15 protein-coding genes are annotated in these 18,182 nt (G+C 43.1%); 4 read left to right on the forward strand and 11 right to left on the reverse strand.

The window, feature by feature from the left end; all coding sequences use genetic code 11:
• The first annotated feature begins 112 nt into the window (after nucleotides 1–112).
• Complete coding sequence (locus QUB80_RS14225) at nucleotides 113–1,633, forward strand: sensor histidine kinase (RefSeq protein ID WP_289790152.1); 1,521 nt, start codon at nucleotides 113–115, stop codon at nucleotides 1,631–1,633.
• A gap of 110 nt (nucleotides 1,634–1,743) precedes the next feature.
• Here the strand turns inward: QUB80_RS14225 and QUB80_RS14230 are convergent, their stop codons facing one another.
• Both QUB80_RS14230 and QUB80_RS14235 read right to left on the reverse strand, forming a co-directional pair.
• Complete coding sequence (locus QUB80_RS14230) at nucleotides 1,744–1,896, reverse strand: hypothetical protein (protein ID WP_289790153.1); 153 nt, start codon at nucleotides 1,894–1,896, stop codon at nucleotides 1,744–1,746.
• Between the two features lie 51 nt (nucleotides 1,897–1,947).
• Nucleotides 1,948–2,487: a DUF2267 domain-containing protein gene (locus tag QUB80_RS14235; protein ID WP_289790154.1), complete on the reverse strand. Its 540-nt coding sequence runs from the start codon at nucleotides 2,485–2,487 to the stop codon at nucleotides 1,948–1,950.
• A gap of 492 nt (nucleotides 2,488–2,979) precedes the next feature.
• Here QUB80_RS14235 and QUB80_RS14240 point away from each other — a divergent pair, with 492 nt between their 5' ends.
• Nucleotides 2,980–3,636, forward strand: a complete 657-nt coding sequence (locus QUB80_RS14240) for a superantigen-like protein SSL4 (protein ID WP_289790155.1) — start codon at nucleotides 2,980–2,982, stop codon at nucleotides 3,634–3,636.
• 388 nt (nucleotides 3,637–4,024) lie between these two features.
• Here QUB80_RS14240 and QUB80_RS14245 read toward each other — a convergent pair whose 3' ends face one another.
• The gene (locus QUB80_RS14245; RefSeq protein ID WP_289790156.1) at nucleotides 4,025–6,478 is read right to left on the reverse strand and encodes an ATP-dependent Clp protease ATP-binding subunit; all 2,454 of its coding nucleotides are present in this window, start codon (nucleotides 6,476–6,478) and stop codon (nucleotides 4,025–4,027) included.
• 253 nt (nucleotides 6,479–6,731) lie between these two features.
• On the opposite strand from QUB80_RS14245, the gene QUB80_RS14250 reads away from it, so the two are divergent.
• The gene (locus QUB80_RS14250) at nucleotides 6,732–7,022 is read left to right on the forward strand and encodes a DUF3288 family protein (protein WP_289790157.1); all 291 of its coding nucleotides are present in this window, start codon (nucleotides 6,732–6,734) and stop codon (nucleotides 7,020–7,022) included.
• Nucleotides 7,023–7,029: 7 nt separating this feature from the next.
• Here QUB80_RS14250 and QUB80_RS14255 read toward each other — a convergent pair whose 3' ends face one another.
• Together QUB80_RS14255 and mutS are read right to left on the reverse strand one after the other, a co-directional pair.
• Nucleotides 7,030–10,692: a PAS domain-containing protein gene (locus QUB80_RS14255; RefSeq protein WP_289790158.1), complete on the reverse strand. Its 3,663-nt coding sequence runs from the start codon at nucleotides 10,690–10,692 to the stop codon at nucleotides 7,030–7,032.
• A gap of 307 nt (nucleotides 10,693–10,999) precedes the next feature.
• Nucleotides 11,000–13,675, reverse strand: coding sequence for a DNA mismatch repair protein MutS (gene mutS / locus QUB80_RS14260; RefSeq protein ID WP_289790278.1), 2,676 nt, complete (start codon nucleotides 13,673–13,675; stop codon nucleotides 11,000–11,002).
• Between the two features lie 245 nt (nucleotides 13,676–13,920).
• On the opposite strand from mutS, the gene QUB80_RS14265 reads away from it, so the two are divergent.
• Complete coding sequence (locus QUB80_RS14265; protein ID WP_289790159.1) at nucleotides 13,921–14,493, forward strand: Uma2 family endonuclease; 573 nt, start codon at nucleotides 13,921–13,923, stop codon at nucleotides 14,491–14,493.
• 30 nt (nucleotides 14,494–14,523) lie between these two features.
• Here the strand turns inward: QUB80_RS14265 and QUB80_RS14270 are convergent, their stop codons facing one another.
• From QUB80_RS14270 to QUB80_RS14295, 6 genes are all read right to left on the reverse strand, one after another.
• Nucleotides 14,524–14,646 carry a hypothetical protein gene (locus QUB80_RS14270; RefSeq protein ID WP_289790160.1) on the reverse strand — a complete coding sequence of 41 codons (123 nt, stop codon included), beginning with the start codon at nucleotides 14,644–14,646 and terminating at the stop codon, nucleotides 14,524–14,526.
• 32 nt (nucleotides 14,647–14,678) lie between these two features.
• Nucleotides 14,679–15,119: a hypothetical protein gene (locus QUB80_RS14275; protein WP_289790161.1), complete on the reverse strand. Its 441-nt coding sequence runs from the start codon at nucleotides 15,117–15,119 to the stop codon at nucleotides 14,679–14,681.
• Nucleotides 15,120–15,401: 282 nt separating this feature from the next.
• Nucleotides 15,402–15,575: a hypothetical protein gene (locus tag QUB80_RS14280; protein ID WP_289790162.1), complete on the reverse strand. Its 174-nt coding sequence runs from the start codon at nucleotides 15,573–15,575 to the stop codon at nucleotides 15,402–15,404.
• 452 nt (nucleotides 15,576–16,027) lie between these two features.
• Nucleotides 16,028–17,119, reverse strand: a complete 1,092-nt coding sequence (locus QUB80_RS14285; RefSeq protein ID WP_289790163.1) for an AI-2E family transporter — start codon at nucleotides 17,117–17,119, stop codon at nucleotides 16,028–16,030.
• A 10-nt stretch (nucleotides 17,120–17,129) separates the two neighbouring features.
• Nucleotides 17,130–17,558: an NUDIX hydrolase gene (locus QUB80_RS14290; RefSeq protein ID WP_289790279.1), complete on the reverse strand. Its 429-nt coding sequence runs from the start codon at nucleotides 17,556–17,558 to the stop codon at nucleotides 17,130–17,132.
• 175 nt (nucleotides 17,559–17,733) lie between these two features.
• On the reverse strand, nucleotides 17,734–18,120 hold the full coding sequence (locus QUB80_RS14295) for a hypothetical protein (protein ID WP_289790164.1): 387 nt from the start codon (nucleotides 18,118–18,120) through the stop codon (nucleotides 17,734–17,736).
• Nucleotides 18,121–18,182 lie beyond the last annotated feature (62 nt).

Consider the following 18,182-nt stretch of genomic DNA (forward strand, 5'->3'; position numbering starts at 1 on the left):
TTGAAGGAACTGTCCATTGGAAACCCTACCAAGAGCGCTGTCTCACCGTGTCCCCGTGTCCTCTTCATTCCCCGTGTCTCCCCGCGTCCTAATTTCTTGCCTGATTACAACTATGTTTCAAACTACTCGTCGCCGTCTTGCTCTCTGGTATACTGCTATCACCGCAGTACTGTTATTGTTATTTGCCGTTGGCGTATATTTATATGTCCGCAGTACGTTGATTGAGCGGATTGATGATACTTTGAATCATGTAGTCGAAGTAGTAGAGCGATCGCTTGTTATTGAGCCTGTTAATTCTGACACTGGTAAGTACCGTATAAATGTAGAAGCCAGTTTTCGCGGCAATGCTGATACCGCAGAAGATGATCACATTGACTTAGAGTGGTTTAGCCCTACTGGTGAATTACTTTGGTCTACTCTATCAGAACCGCTAAATATTCCCATTTACGTCAATCGCACTGGAGAAACTGTTTATGTGGTGAGGGGAGAAGGGGATAGGGGACAGGGGATAGGGGACAAGGAGAAGAATATTCCCACTTTCCCACTCATCTCATCTGCTGGCTCAAAATTTAATGCTGAAGAATCAGGAGTTTTACTACGGCAAGTTACGCAACGGGTAGAAATTGGCAAACAGGTGTTGGGATATCTGCGTGTTAGCCATCCCTGGTTTGAAGTCACAAAACCGAGTCGGCAGTTGATTTTTGATTTGGCTTTGGGTACTGGTTTGATGGTGGTTTCTGTGGCGGCAAGCGGTTGGTTTCTGTCTGGTAAAGCTATGGAGCCTGTACGGGAGTCTTATCAACGTCTCAAGCAGTTTACTGCTGATGCTTCTCACGAACTTAGAAGTCCCATTGCTTTAATTCAAACAAATGTACAAGTAGCCCTGACTGACTTAGAGTTAGCACAGGCAGATAACCCTACTCTTGTACACTACAGACAACAATTAAAGTTGGTAGAACGGCTAACACAACGCTTGGGTAGATTAGTTAATGATTTACTCTTTTTGGCACGGCAAGATAGCGGTATTAGCAAAGAAAGTTTTTCTCCTTGCCCTTTAGATGCTTTGCTAATGGAAGTGGTAGAAGAACAGCAACTGTTAGCAACTGAAAAAAATATTACTATTAGCTTCAAATTCATTGATCCTCCCAGCCCTGACATCAGCCCTGAGATACTAGAAAATTGGTTCTCATTAATGGGCAATTGGGATCAGCTAGTGCGGTTGTTTACAAATTTAATTGGCAACGCTTTACGTTACACTGCATCTGGTGGGCGGGTAAATGTAGAATTAGCAAGGATAGAGGGAATAAACCGAGTTTCTGGACTGCGTTACTATAGTGGGCCTCATTTGCAAATTAAAATCGGTGATACTGGTATTGGCATTCCAAAAGAAGCTTTGCCCCGCTTATTTGACCGTTTTTATCGAGTAGATCCGGCACGCACCCACACTAATGAAAAGACAGCAGCAGAAAATTCCACTGGTTCAGGATTAGGGTTAGCGATCGCCCAAGCTATTGTTGAAAATCACCAGGGACAAATCCAAGTTGATAGTACTGTTGGTATTGGCACAACAATTACCGTCACTTTCCCCTTGAAGAAGGCAGAAGATAAAAGGCAGATGGCAGAAGGTAATTAGTAGGGATACCTTCTGCCTGTGCCTTGTCCGAAGACTGGTAAAGTTTGCAGATTTGTTATGATACCAAATTGGCGAGCGGAAGTCTTGTTTCAAAATTCTGGACTAGTCTATTAATCAATAGGTTTGAATCCAAAATCACGCCACTTGCACTCAACGCGCTTAACCCGACGCCAGGTGACGCCAGGTGCTACCCTGCGGGAAGCCGCCCTCTGGGCGTCTACAACGCGCTTAACCCGCAAGGGCGCAGTGGTTCCAAAATCCAAAATTGGTATAAGTGATATTTCAAGATTGCTTGTTGGAAGGTGACTTTACAATTAAGCCTGTTCCCAAAGTTCGCGTACGTGTCCGGGGAGCCAGCTTGCGATTTCCTGAATCCGTTCCTCGGAAAGTTCGTCTTTAGTAGCAGAAAATACCGCTTTTACCGCTTGCTCTCGTTCAACGCTTCGCGGCATTCCTGATTCATTGGCAACCCGAAACAGAAAACGATCAGAATCAATTTTGAAGATTCCTGGACCTTGCCAAGGTGGACGAACTCTGCTTAAAAATCCCACAATTGGATTAGTATCTCTCCAAAGTTCAGCAACTTCCATTTGTAGGGCTTTTTCTTTGGTAGGTACAGCCTCTTGATGTAGTTCTGCCTCGACGCGATCTGCTGCTTCTGTTGTCATTAAGTCACGCATAACGCGAAACACAACTTCGGTAAAGTCTCTTGCATCGTACAGATCTGCAAATCCAGCTTTGACCATAACCTTCTCAAGGAAAGATCTATGCTCATCAGCAATAAAAGTTCTGGTGTCTTCAATCTGTGTTGGATCAATTTCTGGAAGGTCTTTTCTTATTGTTTCATCTGGCATTGTTTTTTCCCTGTGATTATGAATATTTCTTTTCTCAAGGCGTGTCTGCTTTTTTATGACTAGAGACTACGCTTACCAACTGTAAGAGTCGCACAAGTCAAAAATACTTATCATCTTCCAGAAGTTGATCATGTTATGTATCCAAAGTTTGAGTTAAGCGATCGCCCATCCGTATGACAAATTACTACGTAATTGTAACTAAAATTCTTATTTAGAAAATCCTCTATCTTTAGAGATAAAACAAAACTATTACTTAAAGTAGATGTATTTAAAAAAACAAAAATACTCTAACAATTCCTAAGCTTTATCATTCTTTTGATTGAAACAAATTTATAAATTTTTATTTATTTCCATCTCTTCAGTTAGAGGAATTATATTTTCTTCATTTGTTAATTTATAAATTAATAATTTAAATTTATAAAAATCAAAACTTTTTTAATCAACTTAGTGATTGATTGACTATTGATAGTATTTTGAGGCTAGAGGTAAACTATGAATAAAATTTTTCGTAAATCTGCTGGATTACTAGGTGCTATTTGCGGAGGCTTGCTGATTGGCTTGCCTGTAACACCACAGGCGGCTACGGCTCAACAGCAGTCTTCTATTCGTTCTGGTTCTCAAGTTAATCCCTGTCCTAGTATTTTCTACGAAGAGCCACACAATAGTAGAGTTTTAGTTCCGCAAGGATGTCCGCCTAATGCGTTAACGCAGAGAATGCAACCGCAAGCAACTGCACCAGCCCCAGAAGCAGGAGCTCAACAAGTAGAACCGGGTACTCCTGGTACACCAACCGCAGTCCCTGTTCAGCCACCCTTGCCACAAACGCAACAAGCGCCCATCGCCACGGTGACGCCTACAGACGGCAGAGTCAATGTGAGACTTAAAAATAATACTAATGCTGTCGTTGCCTATGAAGTGATCGGCCATACTGGAAAGCGTTTGCTCTCTGGTAGAGACGAAGTTGTACTGCGAGATTTGCCAGTAGCAGTTACGATTACTGCTGTGCGCCAAGATCAGGGATTTTTGAAGTTTACTCCTATGAAATCTGAGTCTGGTTTGTTAGAACTGTCTTTAGATGAACAGACAACTGCTACTAATAATCAAGGTGCAATCAGAATTCAAGAAAATGGCAGTGTCTTTTTGAACTAACTCTAATTTACTACTAGTGACGTACTCATTCCCGACGCCGAACTTCAGTAAAGGCGCGGGTTTTCTTAGAAAGGGGACTGGTGACTGGGGATTGGGTACTAGGAATAATACCAAATCGGGTTGTTCAACCCCTTTTTTATATAGCCCGCGCAGGTGGGCTTTGTTTGTGTAGCCCCAGGCTTTCAGCCTGTAGGGTCAAGGAGGTATTAGATTCGATATAATTCACGCTCTTGAGCATTTCTTTCGGATATTGATGTAAGATAAAACCCCTGATAATACTACCAGGGGTAAATATTCACCAAATTTTTGCTTGAAGGAGTTACTCGATTGTTTTACCCAGCGTAGGGAATTAGAGTACTTGCAAATGTTGGTATGGTCATAGTAAAGATTAGCCAACACTTGCTAAAAGCAACTCTGGTTTTTCTGACTTGCGTACTGTTACCTGACCGTCATCGTCAACATCTACAATAGCTGTGTCACCTGCTACGATTTGACCAGATAGCATTGCCTCAGCCAGAGAATCTTCTAGGAGGCGCATAATTGCCCGACGTAAAGGTCTTGCACCGTAACTGGGATTGTAACCTTCTTGTACTACACGTTCTTGGAAACGTTCTGTAACTTCTAAGGCAATATCCTTTTCAGTTAAGCGGCTAGCAACTTCCTTGAGCATAATCTGTGCGATTTGCTTGACTTCATCTCTCTTGAGTTGAGTGAAGACAATGATTTCATCAAGACGGTTGAGGAATTCTGGACGGAAGTAAGCTTTTAGCTCTTCGTTCACCAAAGACTTAATGCGGTTGTAACTTGCTTCGGCTTCGTCTTCACCAAACTGGAAGCCTAAACCACCGCCGCCTTTTTCAATGACGCGAGAACCGATGTTAGAAGTCAAAATAATCAGTGTGTTTTTGAAGTCCACTACTCGACCTTTAGCATCAGTGAGACGACCATCATCCATCATTTGCAGCAGCATATTGAATACATCGGGGTGTGCTTTCTCGATTTCGTCGAATAGCAACACTGTGTAAGGTCTGCGCCGCACTGCTTCGGTCAATTGACCACCTTCGTCGTATCCTACGTAACCAGGAGGTGAACCGATGAGCTTGGAGACGGTATGGCGTTCCATGAATTCAGACATATCGAGGCGAATCATTGCTTCTTCAGAACCGAAGAAGTAAGCTGCTAAAGCTTTCGCTAATTCTGTCTTGCCAACTCCAGTAGGACCAGAGAAAATAAAGCTAGCAATTGGTCGATTCGGATTTTTCAAGCCCACACGAGCGCGACGGATGGCACGAGATACTGCCGTCACTGCTTGCTCTTGACCGATGAGTCGCTGATGCAGGGTATCTTCTAAGTGCAACAGCATTTCGGACTCAGATTCGGTTAGCTTGTTAACCGGGATATTAGTCCAAGAGGCGACGATTTGAGCGATGTCTTCTTCATCAACAACAGGTTTGTTGACAGATTGACCATCTTGTGGGTCGGCTAGTTGAGCTTCAATTTCTAACTCGCGATCGCGTAGATTTCCTGCTTTGTCAAAGTTTTGTGCTCTGACAGCTTCGTCTTTAGCTTTAGTAATGGTGGCTAATTCACGCTTGAGTTCGCGATTGGCGACAGCAGTTGAGTGTCGCAAACGAACACGAGAACCAGCTTCGTCAATCAAATCGATCGCTTTATCTGGTAAGAAGCGATCACTAATGTAGCGATCAGATAATTGAGCGGCAGCAACTAGGGCTTCATCCAAAATTTGGACTCTGTGGTGTTGCTCGTAAGCTGAACGCAAGCCGCGAAGAATTTCGAGAGTTTCTTCTACCGAGGGTTCGCCAACCATAATTGGTTGAAAACGGCGCTCTAGTGCAGCATCACGTTCGATATGCTGGCGATACTCATCAAGGGTTGTTGCGCCAATACACTGCATTTCGCCTTTTGCCAATGCTGGCTTGAGGATATTAGCAGCATCCATGCCGCCTTCTACACCACCCGCACCAACAAGAGTGTGCATTTCATCAATCACGAGGATGATGTTACCTGTAGAACGGATTTCCTCCATGATTTTTTTGAGGCGTTCCTCAAAATCACCACGGAAGCGAGTGCCTGCCACCAACAAGCCCATATCAAGGCTGATAACTTGCTTGTCTTGTAAAATGTCAGGAACATCTTGGTTGGCAATACGTTGTGCTAAACCTTCGGCGATCGCTGTTTTACCGACTCCAGGTTCGCCAATCAAAACTGGGTTATTCTTTGTGCGACGACCAAGAATTTGAACTGCACGTTCAATTTCCTTCTCGCGACCGACTACTGGATCGAGCTTACCTTCTTGCGCTAGTTTAGTAAGATTTCTGCCATATTCTTCTAAAGTTAGTGTTTGGGTACGTCTGGGGCTACCACTGCTACCAGCGCCGACAGAGGTGACTTCACCCAAACGTCGAATTACTATAGTGCGAATTTGCGAGAGGTCTACTCCCAAATTTTGCAATACTTTAGCGGCGACTCCTTCACCTGCTTCCGTTAGCCCCAAAAGCAAGTGTTCAGTACCAATGTAATTGTGTCCGAGACTACGAGCTTCTTTAAATGATTGCTCGAACAAAGTTTTTACTTTCGGGGTAAAAGGAATTTCTGGCGGTACAAAGCCAGAACCCCGACCGATAATTCTTTCGACTTCGCGACGTGCGTCTTTGAGAGTAACGCCCAATTCCGTCAGCACTTTGGCAGCAACCCCAGTTCCTTCTCCTAGCAAACCCAGGAGAATTTGTTCAGTCCCTACAAAGTTGTGACCCAGCCGACGTGCTTCCTCCTGGGCGAGCATAACTACTTTAATAGCTTCGGAAGTAAAATGTTCAAACATAGCGGGTCTTGCTCCCTTGCTGCTTGGGCTATGGGCAAAATTATATTCACCCTCACCTGAACTTTTGTCTAATGATTGTCCTTACGGATAATGTATCTTTATTTCCAGTTTAACCGCAGTGAGGAGAGCCGTAAGAGCAAAGGTGTGTTTGCCACCTATTTCCAGAAGCAGAAAATACAGATGAGAGGGTGAAAAATGGCTAATAGTTAATAGCAATTAACAATTAACAACTACCAACCATATCACACTAATTATGAGTGCAGAAGCTAAAGATCAACAACATCCTTTATATAACCGCGATCGCCCTTTAATTGATAATTTAATGGCTCAGGCTGCGACAGACCATAACTTAGTAGAACTAGCAAGGCTACGCATTCGCTATCAAGGTTTTCCTGGAGCGCGAGATATCCAACAGGATTTAGAGAAAATTATGCAGCAATGGGGTTTAACCGAAGCGGAATTATTTGAGAAAACTCGTGCTCTACATGATGTTGGTGGTATTTATAAAAGTCGTGCTAAGAGGGAGGAACAAGATTGGAATTAACTAGTGGTTATTTTTTGATAACTCCAGCTAGTCTGGCAACTGCGGCGGCTACAGCCTCTGGTTCTAATGGTTTAGGTATGTGCAGTTGAAAACCTGCTGTCAGTGCCTGTTGTTGATCAAATTCTCCAGCATAGGCTGTAAGTGCAATGGCAGGAATTTGTCCACCATGATCTGATGTCCAAGTTCTAATTTGTCGTAACATTTGATAGCCATCCATGTCAGGCATACCAATATCACTAATGAGAATATCTAGCTTTGAGTATGCCAAAATTTGTAGTGCTTCTGATGCTGATGCAGCTTTAATAACTTCTGCCCCATACAATTCCAGCACAAAGCTAACAAAATCCCGCGAATCGGCATCATCATCTACAACTAAAATTTTGATTTCGCTTAAATCCAACGATACATCCTGCCTTTGCTTGTCAACATAAGTCTCTAAGTGAGGAGTCATTAATGGTAGTCTGACAATGAAAGTTGCCCCCTGCCCCACACCTGGGCTATTCGCATCAATCGTACCGCCATGTAGCTCTACTAACTTACGGACAATTGCCAGTCCTAACCCTAGTCCTCCAAATTTTCTTGTGGTGGAGGCGTCCTCTTGACGAAAGTAATCAAATATCAATGGTAAAAACTTGGGATTAATGCCTTTGCCAGTGTCAGTAACGGTAATTTGAGCATCCGCAACTACACGCTCTAGCTTGATTTCCACTCGCCCACCAGTGGGAGTAAATTTGACAGCATTGGACAGGAGATTCCAAACAACTTGTTGTAAGCGGGCAGGATCGCCTGCAACTTGCCCTACATTTGGTTCAATAATAGTTTGAATCTGAATTTCTTTCGTTTCGGCTGCTAGACGCACTGTTTCTATAGCTGCTGAAATTATGGATTCTAAATTAATTGTGGAAACATTTAGGGTAAGCTTGCCTTGAAGAATGCGAGACACATCCAGCAAATCTTCAATCAGGTCAACCTGTAATTTGGCATTACGTTCAATAATATTTAAAGCTTCAACCGTCTTTTGTGCATTTAACTTGCCGCCTTTAAGTAGTTTAGCCCAACCAAGGATGGGGTTAAGGGGAGTACGCAGTTCGTGGGACAAAACTGCCAAAAATTCATCTTTGACGCGGTTGGCGCGTTCAGCTTGCTCGCGGGCTGCTTGTTCTTGTTGCAAAACTCGCTCGCGCTCTGCTAACAGCCGGACGCGATCGCTCACATCCATAACCAGTGATAACACTGAAACTAGTTTGCCAGATTCATCTAACAAGGCAGAGTCATACCACTGACAATCAATTACTGTTCCGGCTTTGGTATAGTTTCTGTTCTGAATTACTACTCGCGGTTCTATACCTGTGGTTAATTCTGTGACTATCTTGACTACTTCGTCAGTATCTTCCTCAAAGATGAAGTTCCATTCATCAAATCGCTTGCCTAGTAATTCCTCTGCTTGCCAACCGAAAATGCGTTCGGCTTCTTTTGAGAAGCGCGACACCCGAAAGTCCCGATCCCACTCAATTACCCCTAATGGGGAGTTCTCAACGTGAAAGTTTAGCTTTTGCAGTACTTGTCGTAACTCCGCTTCACGCTGCTTGTGATCGGTGATTTCCTCACAAACCGTGCTGATGCCGATAATCTGGTCGTTAACTTTTAATGGTAAAAAGTGTTCTAACCAAATTCGCTGCACACCAGGTTGAGCCGGAGTTTCCCCCTGAATCTCCACATTTAAAAGCGGTTCTCCTGCCAATACCTGTCGTAACAAAGGTTCGACTTCATCGGCTAGATGCGGTAGCACCTCTCGTACTGTGCGACCGATATGTTCTGGTGCAGGCAATCCATTAATTTGTGCCAATCGTTCATTAATCCGCACAAAACGCAGGTTGGTGTCAATGACGTTTAGTCCAACCGGGGCTGATTGGTAGATAGATTCAATCTCAGCTAGTTGCTGTTGAAGTTGGGCTTCGCTTTGCCTGAGAGCTTTTTCCACCCGTTTACGTTCGCTGATGTCTTCTGCGACGTAGCAAAATCGAGGACACCCAAACAAGGCTGGATCGATGGGGAAGACTGTCACTGACAAGTAGCGCAGATTGCTTTGACTATCCTCGTGGATATACTCGAACTGCACTGGTTTTCCCTGCGCCTGTGATTTGTGATACTGGGTTAGCCACGTTTGGATGGCAGCAGGGGGTGCTCCTAGCTCATTGGCAAGTTTTTTGCTTGTACTGCCTGGTTCACGTCCAAAGAAGCGGCAAGTAGCAGCGTTGTCGTAGATGTGAATAATATCGTTCTCAGTCAATTCGACAACTCCCATCTGCATCGGTGCGTTGTCGTAATAAGCCCGCAGTGTTGCCTCGCGTTCAGCGATTGTGGCATTTGCTTGCTGTAACTGAGCGGTGCGTTCTAGGACTCTTTGCTCTAATTGCTTGTTTGCTAGTTGCAACGAAGCTTCTAATTTTTGGTGATCGCCTCTGAGGCGCACTTGTTCACTAATATCTCGTCCTTCCGGAATCAACAGACTTACTTGCCCTGACTGATCACGCAAAGGTTTGAGGGAGAAATCAATCGTAGTAACTTGATCGCCTGCTCCCAAAACCTCGACTTCATATCGCACAAATTCTCCGCTTGCAGCTTGTGCGATCGCGGCTTTGAGTTGCTCTTGAGTTTGGGGTGAAATTGTCCACCACCGCGCTTCCCAAAATGGGCGATTAATGACATCAGCGTGGGTTAAGCCACCAAAATCGAGCGCCGTCTGATTCGCTTCAATTAAAATGCCATCAACGGTGAGCAGTCCGATAAATTGAAACGTGGAATTAAAAATTGCGCGGAAGCGCCGTTCGCTCTCTTGGAGTGCTTCCTCTTCAGCTCGCTTAATTTGTGTAATGTCTCGCCATGCAGCAACAAACCCATCTTCTAGTTTTGTCACTCGGATATCGAAAGCTCTAGTGAGGTGTTTTTGTCTGTAAATATCAGAGTAAATGAGTGATTCTTTGACTAATGGTTTGCCTGTTTCTACAACCTGACAGTATTGTGCGAATAACCCACTCTCGCGATGAGCAGGCAGCAATTCACATAACCTTTTGCCAAGCTGTTGTTCTTTTGTCATTTGATTGGCTTCACAAGCGGCAGCGTTAACATACTCCACTCGGAAGTCTACGATTTCCCCTACTTCATTGCGAATCGCTGAGTAGATGCCGAAGCAATCAAGCATATTCTCGACTGAGGTGCGGAATCTTTCTTCACTTTCGTGCAATGCTCGACGCAGTTCGGCATTTTCAATCGCACTTTGCATTTTGTACCGTAACTGCTCTGATGTGAGTTGATCCTGAACAAGATAATCTTCGGCTCCGCCTTTAATTGCCTGAACTGCTATGGCGCTATTGTCACCATCAATAATGACTACAGGAGGACAGGTTTTTCCTAGTTGGGCTTTCAGTGCAGTGAGAACTTCTAATCCATCTCCATCGCTGAGGTGGTATTTCAAGAGAATAACATCAAGTCTGCGAGATTTACTTGCAGTCGCCAAAGTGTGACACAGCGCTAAGGTATCCTTTGCTGATTTCGCTTCCAAGATTGTATAAGTGATGTCTGGATCGGTCGTTAAATAGCAGCGATACTTTTCCCGATTGTCTTTTACATCATCGACAATGAGGATCGTATGTTGGCGTTGCGTCAGCATAAACTTGGAGCTGGATCAAGGATAAATTTTTCGATTGACAGTAGCAGGTGATCAGGTAGATCAAATCTAGTGTATTGTTCGAGTTTGCCAAATTAACTGATGGTGTTGCTTTGAGGTATAGCAAAGATTGGTTTACGATCGCTGCTTAAGGAAGCCAATTAGGCATACCAAAATTAGCTTTTCCCTTAAGGTTAACGCTTCTAACGTTATTCAGTATACATCCCCCTATGGGGGGATAAAATTAAATTTATGTCGCACCCATCGGTATCAGTGTTCATACTTTCGTAAAGCGGCACTAGTCTTTATTTTATAAACCCTCACGTAAACCGAGCGCGATTTTACTGTGTTTTTCGATTTGCCCCATTACTTGTTTAGCTCTATGAATCACCACTTTAGGTAAACCTGCTAATCTTCCTGCTTCTATGCCATAAGACTTGTCAGCACCTCCCGGTTGAACTTGGTGCAAAAATATAATTTGCTCTGGTAATTCCTTCACTGTCACCTGATAATTTGCCACATTCTCCAACAGCGACGCCAATTCATTCAACTCGTGGTAGTGGGTGGCAAAAATTGTTCTAGCTCGAATTTCCGTTGCCAGATACTCTGCTACCGCCCAAGCAATAGAAAGACCATCAAAAGTTGCCGTTCCGCGACCAATTTCATCTAATAATACCAAAGACCGCGATGTCGCATGGTTGAGAATATTTGCCGTTTCATTCATCTCTACCATAAAGGTAGATTGACCGGTTGCTAAATCATCCACCGCACCTACACGGGTAAATATGCGATCGCATATCCCCAACCGAGCAAATCTAGCAGGTACGAAACTGCCAATTTGTGCCATCAGTTGTATCAACCCCACCTGCCTTAAATAACAACTTTTACCACTTGCATTTGGCCCGGTGAGAATAATTAAGTCGGGAGATGAGGACGCGGGAACTGAACAGATATCCGTCTCACTTTCTTTGCTTCCTCCTTTCTCGGTGTCTCTCCCTCTCAGTGTCTGGGTGTCCCCCTGTTCCGTGTCCTCTGTCCCCCGTTCCCTGTTACCTAATTGAGTCGAATTCGGCACAAAGAATCCCGCAGGCAAAGACTGTTCTACTACCGGGTGCCGTCCATCCACAACATAAATTTCTCGTCCTTCTACCATTTGTGGACAACAATAGCCTTGATGCACTGCCAATTCTGCCAAGCCACACAGTACATCTGCTGCTGCGACTGCACGGGAAAGATTACGGATTACCTCCGCCTGCTGCCCCACCTCTTCTCGCAGTGCTATAAAAATTTCATACTCCATCTGATTTAAATCGTCCCGCGCTGTGAGGATTCGTGCTTCGCGTTCCTTCAATTCTGGAGTAATGTAGCGTTCCTCATTTGTCAGTGTTTGCTTGCGTATATAATTTGACGGTACTTGGTCAGCTTTAGCGCGAGAAATACTGATGTAATAACCGAAAGTTTTATTAAATCCTACCTTTAGTGTTTGAATTCCTGTTCTGGATCGTTCCTCTACTTCCAAATTAGCAATCCATTTTTGGTCTTCTTCCACCAAAACACGTCTTTCATCCAAGTGCTTGTTCACTCCAGGACGAATTAATCCACCTTCTTTAATATATACTGGTGGCGTCTCAACAACATGAGCGCTGATTTTTTGTGCCAGTTCTTCTAATACAGGCGGCACTTTTTGTAAAGCTTTGAGAAAAGGAGAACGAGTTTCTGACACTAACAGCGCTAATTCCGGTAATCTAGAAAGCGAATCTGCCAAAGCTACTAAATCTCTGCCGTTAGCAGTGCCAGATCCAGCCCTGCCTGTGAGGCGCTCCAAGTCATAAATTTGCCGTAGCAACTGGCGTAAGTCTTGACGGAGGGGAGTGTTTTCTACTAGTTCTTGAATCGTATCTTGTCGCGCCCGAATGCCTTTAATATCAAGTAGCGGTTGCAGGAACCATCGCCGCAAGGCACGACTGCCCATTGCTGTACTGGTTCTATCTAGCGCCCACAGCAAGGAACCATGAAAACTGCCATCTCGGACTGTTTGCGTAATTTCTAGGTTGCGACGTGTTTGATGGTCAACGATTAAGTAATCAGTAATGGTGTAGGTGCGGAGGAGTTGGAGCGGAACCGAGTTGTGTTTTTGGGTTTCTTCTAAGTATTGCAGCAAGCCGCCAGATGCACGAACAGCGAGGGGAAGATGTTCGCAACCCATACCTTCTAGCGATCGCACTTTAAACTTTTGCAACAATCTGGTTCTAGCTTCTCCTGCCGAGAAAGGAATTTGCGATCGTAAAGCATAACAAAAAGCAGGTGGCAAACATTCCGGTAAATGCTCAGATTTTTCTCCCGGACGTAATAAACCTCCTAAATCAGGAGCATTGGTAGGAATTAGAACTTCCGCAGGCTGCAAGCGCATCAATTCCTGTGTCAAATGTTCTGAATTGCTGCCTTGAGTGGTGAGGAATTCACCTGTAGAGATATCCGCATACCCCAAACCCCAATGCTCCCCCGCAATTACCACAGCAGCCAGGTAATTATTGCGACCCGATTTTAGCATTCCCTCTTCTAGCAAAGTACCAGGAGTGAGAATACGTGTTATTTCCCGCCGCACCAATCTGCCAGTAGCTTCCGCCGCATCTTCCACTTGATCGCAAATTACAACTGCGTAGCCTTTTTCCACCAACAAAGTTGCATGACGTTCCCAAGCATGGTGCGGTACGCCACTCATTGCTACCCTGCCCACTTCTCCGACTGGCTTGCTAGTCAGGAAAAGTTCTAATTCCTGTGCCAAAGTTACAGCATCTTGGAAATAGCATTCAAAGAAATCTCCCACCCGATACAACAACACAGCATGAGGATACTTCTCTTTCGTTTCGACATAATGCTGGAACATTTGAGTCAGCTTGCTGCGATCCACGATTCGATAATCCGAAATAGGCGCAATCGCATTGTTGTTTCCAGTGGGTTGGGATGCAGAGTGAGAAGCAGTCATCGATGATTTAGCAGTACAGATGGCAACTGACACAAGATACGATGATATCGCGTTATCAGCGATACTTTCATTTTGTTCAAGGTTTGTTAACTAACTGAGACTAACTTGCTGTTCTCAAACGTTAACCTAGAACTCATACAATTTTAGATATTAGATTGTGAAAAAATACTGGATCAGCTCTTAGGTATTCCATCTGTCGCAATCATTTTTCAAATTGGGATCAAAACCCAGCGAGGTTTTAACTTATGATTGCTTCTCCTCAAAAAGACTATCTCACTGCCGAAGCATACCTCAAAATGGAGGAACACAGTGATGTCAAGCATGAGTACATTGACGGGTATATCTACGCAATGGCTGGAGCAAGCGATCCTCACGTTACTATTGCCGGGAATTTGTTTGCTCTGCTCCGCAATCATGTACGCGGATCTGGCTGTCGTGTTTACATTTCTGATATGAAAGCACGAATCGAATCCCTAAATCGATTTTACTATCCTGATGTGATGGTTACCTGCGACCAACGAGACCAAGAAACGCCAGCTTATAAAAAATATCCTTGTTTAATTGTCGAAGTTTTATCTGACTCTACTGAAGCCTTCGATCGGGGTGATAAGTTCGCTGATTATCAAGCATTGGAGAGCTTGCAAGAGTATGTTTTAATTAACACTAAACGTCAGCGAGTTGAGTGCTTCCAACGTAATAGTGAAGGATTGTGGGTTTTGCGATCGTATACTTCGCAGCAAGAGTTCTTTCGACTGAATAGCATTAATTTTGAAGGAACTATGGCAGCACTTTATGAAGATGTGGTTTTTGAAGCATGACTTAGATTTCAAATGGCAACTTCAATAAATTTAGCGATGATGTGCTCGTCTTTTTGCCGCTTCTTTTGGGTAATCACCCAACCATTCAGATTTAGGATTTAGTTCAAACAGTGTTGCTTCTAGTATTGACAATAAAAGAGGTTTTCGCCTCATAGTTTTTTTGCGGTAAATAGTAGCTTGTTGTTCTAGGTTTCTAAAAGCAACCACGAAACATCCGTAGATACAGTTATGCCTAAATCATCGAGTATTTGCTGACGAAATCTTAAGTGAGCTTGGAAAAATTCATCAAAACTAACATTTTGATAGTAGGTTCCCACTTTTTTAGGGTGACGCCAGATGTATGCAATCCCATCATTTTGATTAACTTCCCGATTAATAGCACCGACTACCCAATCTTGCTCCACAATACTAAAAACCGTACAGTGTTCAACTATTGCCTCTCCATTTGCCCCAAAAATCTGACCAATTTCAGCAAAGCAATAATGTTGTGGGTGGGCAAAACACCGAGCAAATCCAGTACCTGGTTCAACTTTATAATCCATTAACTGGACAAAACCAAGAGATTCTAAAGTACTGGTTTGATTGCCTAACCAACTAACATTTAAAAGTGGATAATCTGCAAGCACTGCTACTTGGAATTTCCAGTCATCTGCAGAGCCTGAAGCATCTGAGATTTGAGATGAGACAGAAACCAAATTAAGGGAAAGAACACCAAGGAAAAACCTAATATGAAACCTACCAAAATTGGAAAACTCAGCAGATTGGAAAGTCTCCAGCCAGAAATGCCAATAAGTGCTAAAAATACAACTAAACCTCCAAATAGGAAATTCCCTATTTCAAACCAACCCCTGCGTAGTACTTATAGTTAAAGTACCCATCGCAGCAGCATCAATAACTTTTGATTTTGTTCAAAGTTTTCTAACTCTTCGGTTACTTCGCCTCGTGGGTGGTGTTGGTGGAGGTGGTTCTTGTGATTTGAGGAGCGCGATCGCCAATGAGAAATTATCCCAACCATTCCTCACGAGAAACCCTAGCTCGTCGCAGTAGTCGCGATCGTAAACCGACGTTAAAATCTCCTTCATGACGATTGGGAATAATTTTTTAGACTTGTTTAGTAAGTTCGTTGAGATTTATATCCGCAATGACAGGAATATCAAATCCCAAACGCAAACGCAGCGCTATCCAGTCACTCAAAGCTTCTCTTAATTCACGCCCAGACACCCTGTAAAGAAGGAATTTCACCCCAATAATACCAACTCTGTATGAAGATGCGCTGACGCGCAAGAAATAAATAACGAACCACAAAGAACACAAAGAGAGGAGGTACGGAGAAAATTTGGCGCAGCTTCACAAAGAAATAGTATAAGTTCTATCATCTTCAATAATCTCATAAACTGCTAGTTCCATAGCTTTGTCAATATAGCTTGCCAACATTGAGAATTCTCACCTATATAACTAACTATAAAGTTTCTATTTTCTGTCTTGAAAATAGGGTTGGGGGAAAGAGATTTTCATTCCCTCATTATGTGATTTATTACATGACTGTCTGACTTGTTCCTACAGTTGATTCTGATTCTATCTTCTCCACTTTCTCAAATTTTCCTTCACGCCAAGTATCTGCAACACTTTTAATAAAACTAGCCAAAGGAATGGCAACTAATAGCCCCAATAACCCTCCCAATTTCGCCCCTAAAAGTAAGGAAATAACTACCCAAACTGGATTTAAACCAGTTAAATTGCCGAGAATGCGAGGAGCAACAAAATTAGAATTAAATTGGTCAATTGCTACTGCGACAATTAAAACTTCTACTCCTAACCAAAAGTTATTTAATGCCACTAAAGAGCTAACTATACCAATTCCTATTCCTGTACCAAAAGGAAATAAGGCAAAAAAACCAATAACTAATCCGAATAATAAACCTAATGGAACTTGCAGCGCTAAAAATGCAAGTGTAATTCCTGTTGCCAATATAGTAGCTAAAGTTAATTGACCAAGAAAGTAATTTTGAAAGTCCTCGCGTAGTGATTGACGAATGTATGTTCCGATGTGCGCTGGAAACCACAAAAATATTCCGTCCCAGATACTTTCTCCGTTCAAAACAAGGTAGAAAGTCAAGACTACTGTCAGCAAGGTGTTGACGAGACTGCCGATAGTATCTAAAGCAAGACTTAATATTCTACCAGTAAAATTTTGAATTTGAGTTGAGACTCGATCAAGAAGCTGGGGTAATAAGCCACTTAAGTTTATTGGTAATTGTTCTGTTGTTGCCCAGTTTTGAAAAGCTTGTAGCTGTTGAGTACCAGAATCAATCCAAGCGGGCAAAATGTTAGCCAATTCGTTGAGCTGTTGTATTATTAGCGGCACTAAGGTGATGCCTAAACCTACTAATATCACCACAGTTATCAACAAAGCGACTGTAACAGCTATGTTGCGTTTTACTCCTTGTTTTTGAAACAACCGGATGGGATAATCTAAAAGAAAAGCCAGCAATAAGGCAGCAACTAAAATGCTAACTAATGGCTGAAAATACTTGATTACCTGAAGCAATACCCAGCCATTGAGGATGACAAGGGGAAATGCCAAGCCAAAGGTTAACCATCGCGGTAGTTTGTTTACTGATTGCATGGCACTGATTCTATTTATTCATTTTCTGCATAAAATCTAATAATATGCGCTGATGTACGGTTCCTACAGGTCGGATTTCCCCTGCTACTGTTGAATAACAGCTACCTTGGCAGATGTCTTCCGGTGTAAGTAAGCCCATATCCCAACCTTCGCTAAGAACTAGCTGATCTAATTCCACCAAAAGCGGCGCATGAAAAACGTGACGAATCACCCTATCATCACCATAACAGCCAAACTCATCAAATTTTTGTGGTAGCTCGTAATTAATTTCTTCTAAAATTTCTCGCTTTACTGCTATCTCTGGAGTTTCACCGGATTCGATATGTCCGCCAAATAGCGCCCAGTATCCAGGATAAAGAATATTGGGATTATTATCCCGCAGTTGCATGAGAAACTTGTTTTTTTGATAGAGAATTGCGATCGCTACATGAGCAGCCATATTTACTACTGTATAAGTACCAACATTCTTTATTGTCCATATCTTGTTGGTTTTTCCCATATTTTCCAAAACTGGCAACCAAAATGTGTAAACACAGGGCGACTTGATGTTAGGTACAGTGCTACAGCATCTAGCTAAGATCCATCCATAAAGCTATATTTTGATGTTCAGAATTTTACTTTTCTTCTAGAAATACTTCTCCAAAGTCTTTGCCAGCTATAGGTATAGGCTGATATTTAATTTTGCCTTTGATGACTGCGTATTCTCCCTCTCGCAAAGCTGTTTGATTGGTAATAGCCCAAATTTTTCCTGTGGAGTCGTTAATTAGATACGCCTGCCGCTTCAGTAAAGGCACTCGCCTTTCGACTTTGCCTTGAATGTATGCCGTTGTACCGATGCTTGGTTGTGATTGTAGTTCCCGAATCGGAGTTACATTTGCTCCTAGTGCATTTACCTTGGAAAAACTAAACTGACTACAACCCACTAATCCTGTAAAAAAGAGACACGTCAAACTCAAACGAGATACCGTAATAATGAGGAATTTTTCTTTTGCTTGTAGCATAAAAGATACCTTTTCCGGAAATTGTGGCATCAGTAGTTGGTGAGCCGCAACTTTAAATGAGT

The sequence above is a fragment of the Chlorogloeopsis sp. ULAP01 genome (assembly GCF_030381805.1).
Classification (GTDB): domain Bacteria; phylum Cyanobacteriota; class Cyanobacteriia; order Cyanobacteriales; family Nostocaceae; genus Chlorogloeopsis.

Bases quoted from the DNA above. Each gene is read 5' to 3' on its own strand.
- QUB80_RS14225 (WP_289790152.1), top strand. From the start codon at position 113: ATGTTTCAAACTACTCGTCGCCGTCTTGCTCTCTGGTATACTGCTATC.
- QUB80_RS14295 (WP_289790164.1), bottom strand. From the start codon at position 18,120: ATGCTACAAGCAAAAGAAAAATTCCTCATTATTACGGTATCTCGTTTG.
- mutS (WP_289790278.1), bottom strand. From the start codon at position 13,675: ATGACTGCTTCTCACTCTGCATCCCAACCCACTGGAAACAACAATGCG.
- QUB80_RS14255 (WP_289790158.1), bottom strand. From the start codon at position 10,692: ATGCTGACGCAACGCCAACATACGATCCTCATTGTCGATGATGTAAAA.
- QUB80_RS14290 (WP_289790279.1), bottom strand. From the start codon at position 17,558: ATGGCTGCTCATGTAGCGATCGCAATTCTCTATCAAAAAAACAAGTTT.
- QUB80_RS14250 (WP_289790157.1), top strand. From the start codon at position 6,732: ATGAGTGCAGAAGCTAAAGATCAACAACATCCTTTATATAACCGCGAT.
- QUB80_RS14285 (WP_289790163.1), bottom strand. From the start codon at position 17,119: ATGCAATCAGTAAACAAACTACCGCGATGGTTAACCTTTGGCTTGGCA.
- QUB80_RS14280 (WP_289790162.1), bottom strand. From the start codon at position 15,575: ATGAAGGAGATTTTAACGTCGGTTTACGATCGCGACTACTGCGACGAG.
- QUB80_RS14235 (WP_289790154.1), bottom strand. From the start codon at position 2,487: ATGCCAGATGAAACAATAAGAAAAGACCTTCCAGAAATTGATCCAACA.
- QUB80_RS14240 (WP_289790155.1), top strand. From the start codon at position 2,980: ATGAATAAAATTTTTCGTAAATCTGCTGGATTACTAGGTGCTATTTGC.
- QUB80_RS14245 (WP_289790156.1), bottom strand. From the start codon at position 6,478: ATGTTTGAACATTTTACTTCCGAAGCTATTAAAGTAGTTATGCTCGCC.
- QUB80_RS14265 (WP_289790159.1), top strand. From the start codon at position 13,921: ATGATTGCTTCTCCTCAAAAAGACTATCTCACTGCCGAAGCATACCTC.
- QUB80_RS14270 (WP_289790160.1), bottom strand. From the start codon at position 14,646: ATGAGGCGAAAACCTCTTTTATTGTCAATACTAGAAGCAACACTGTTT.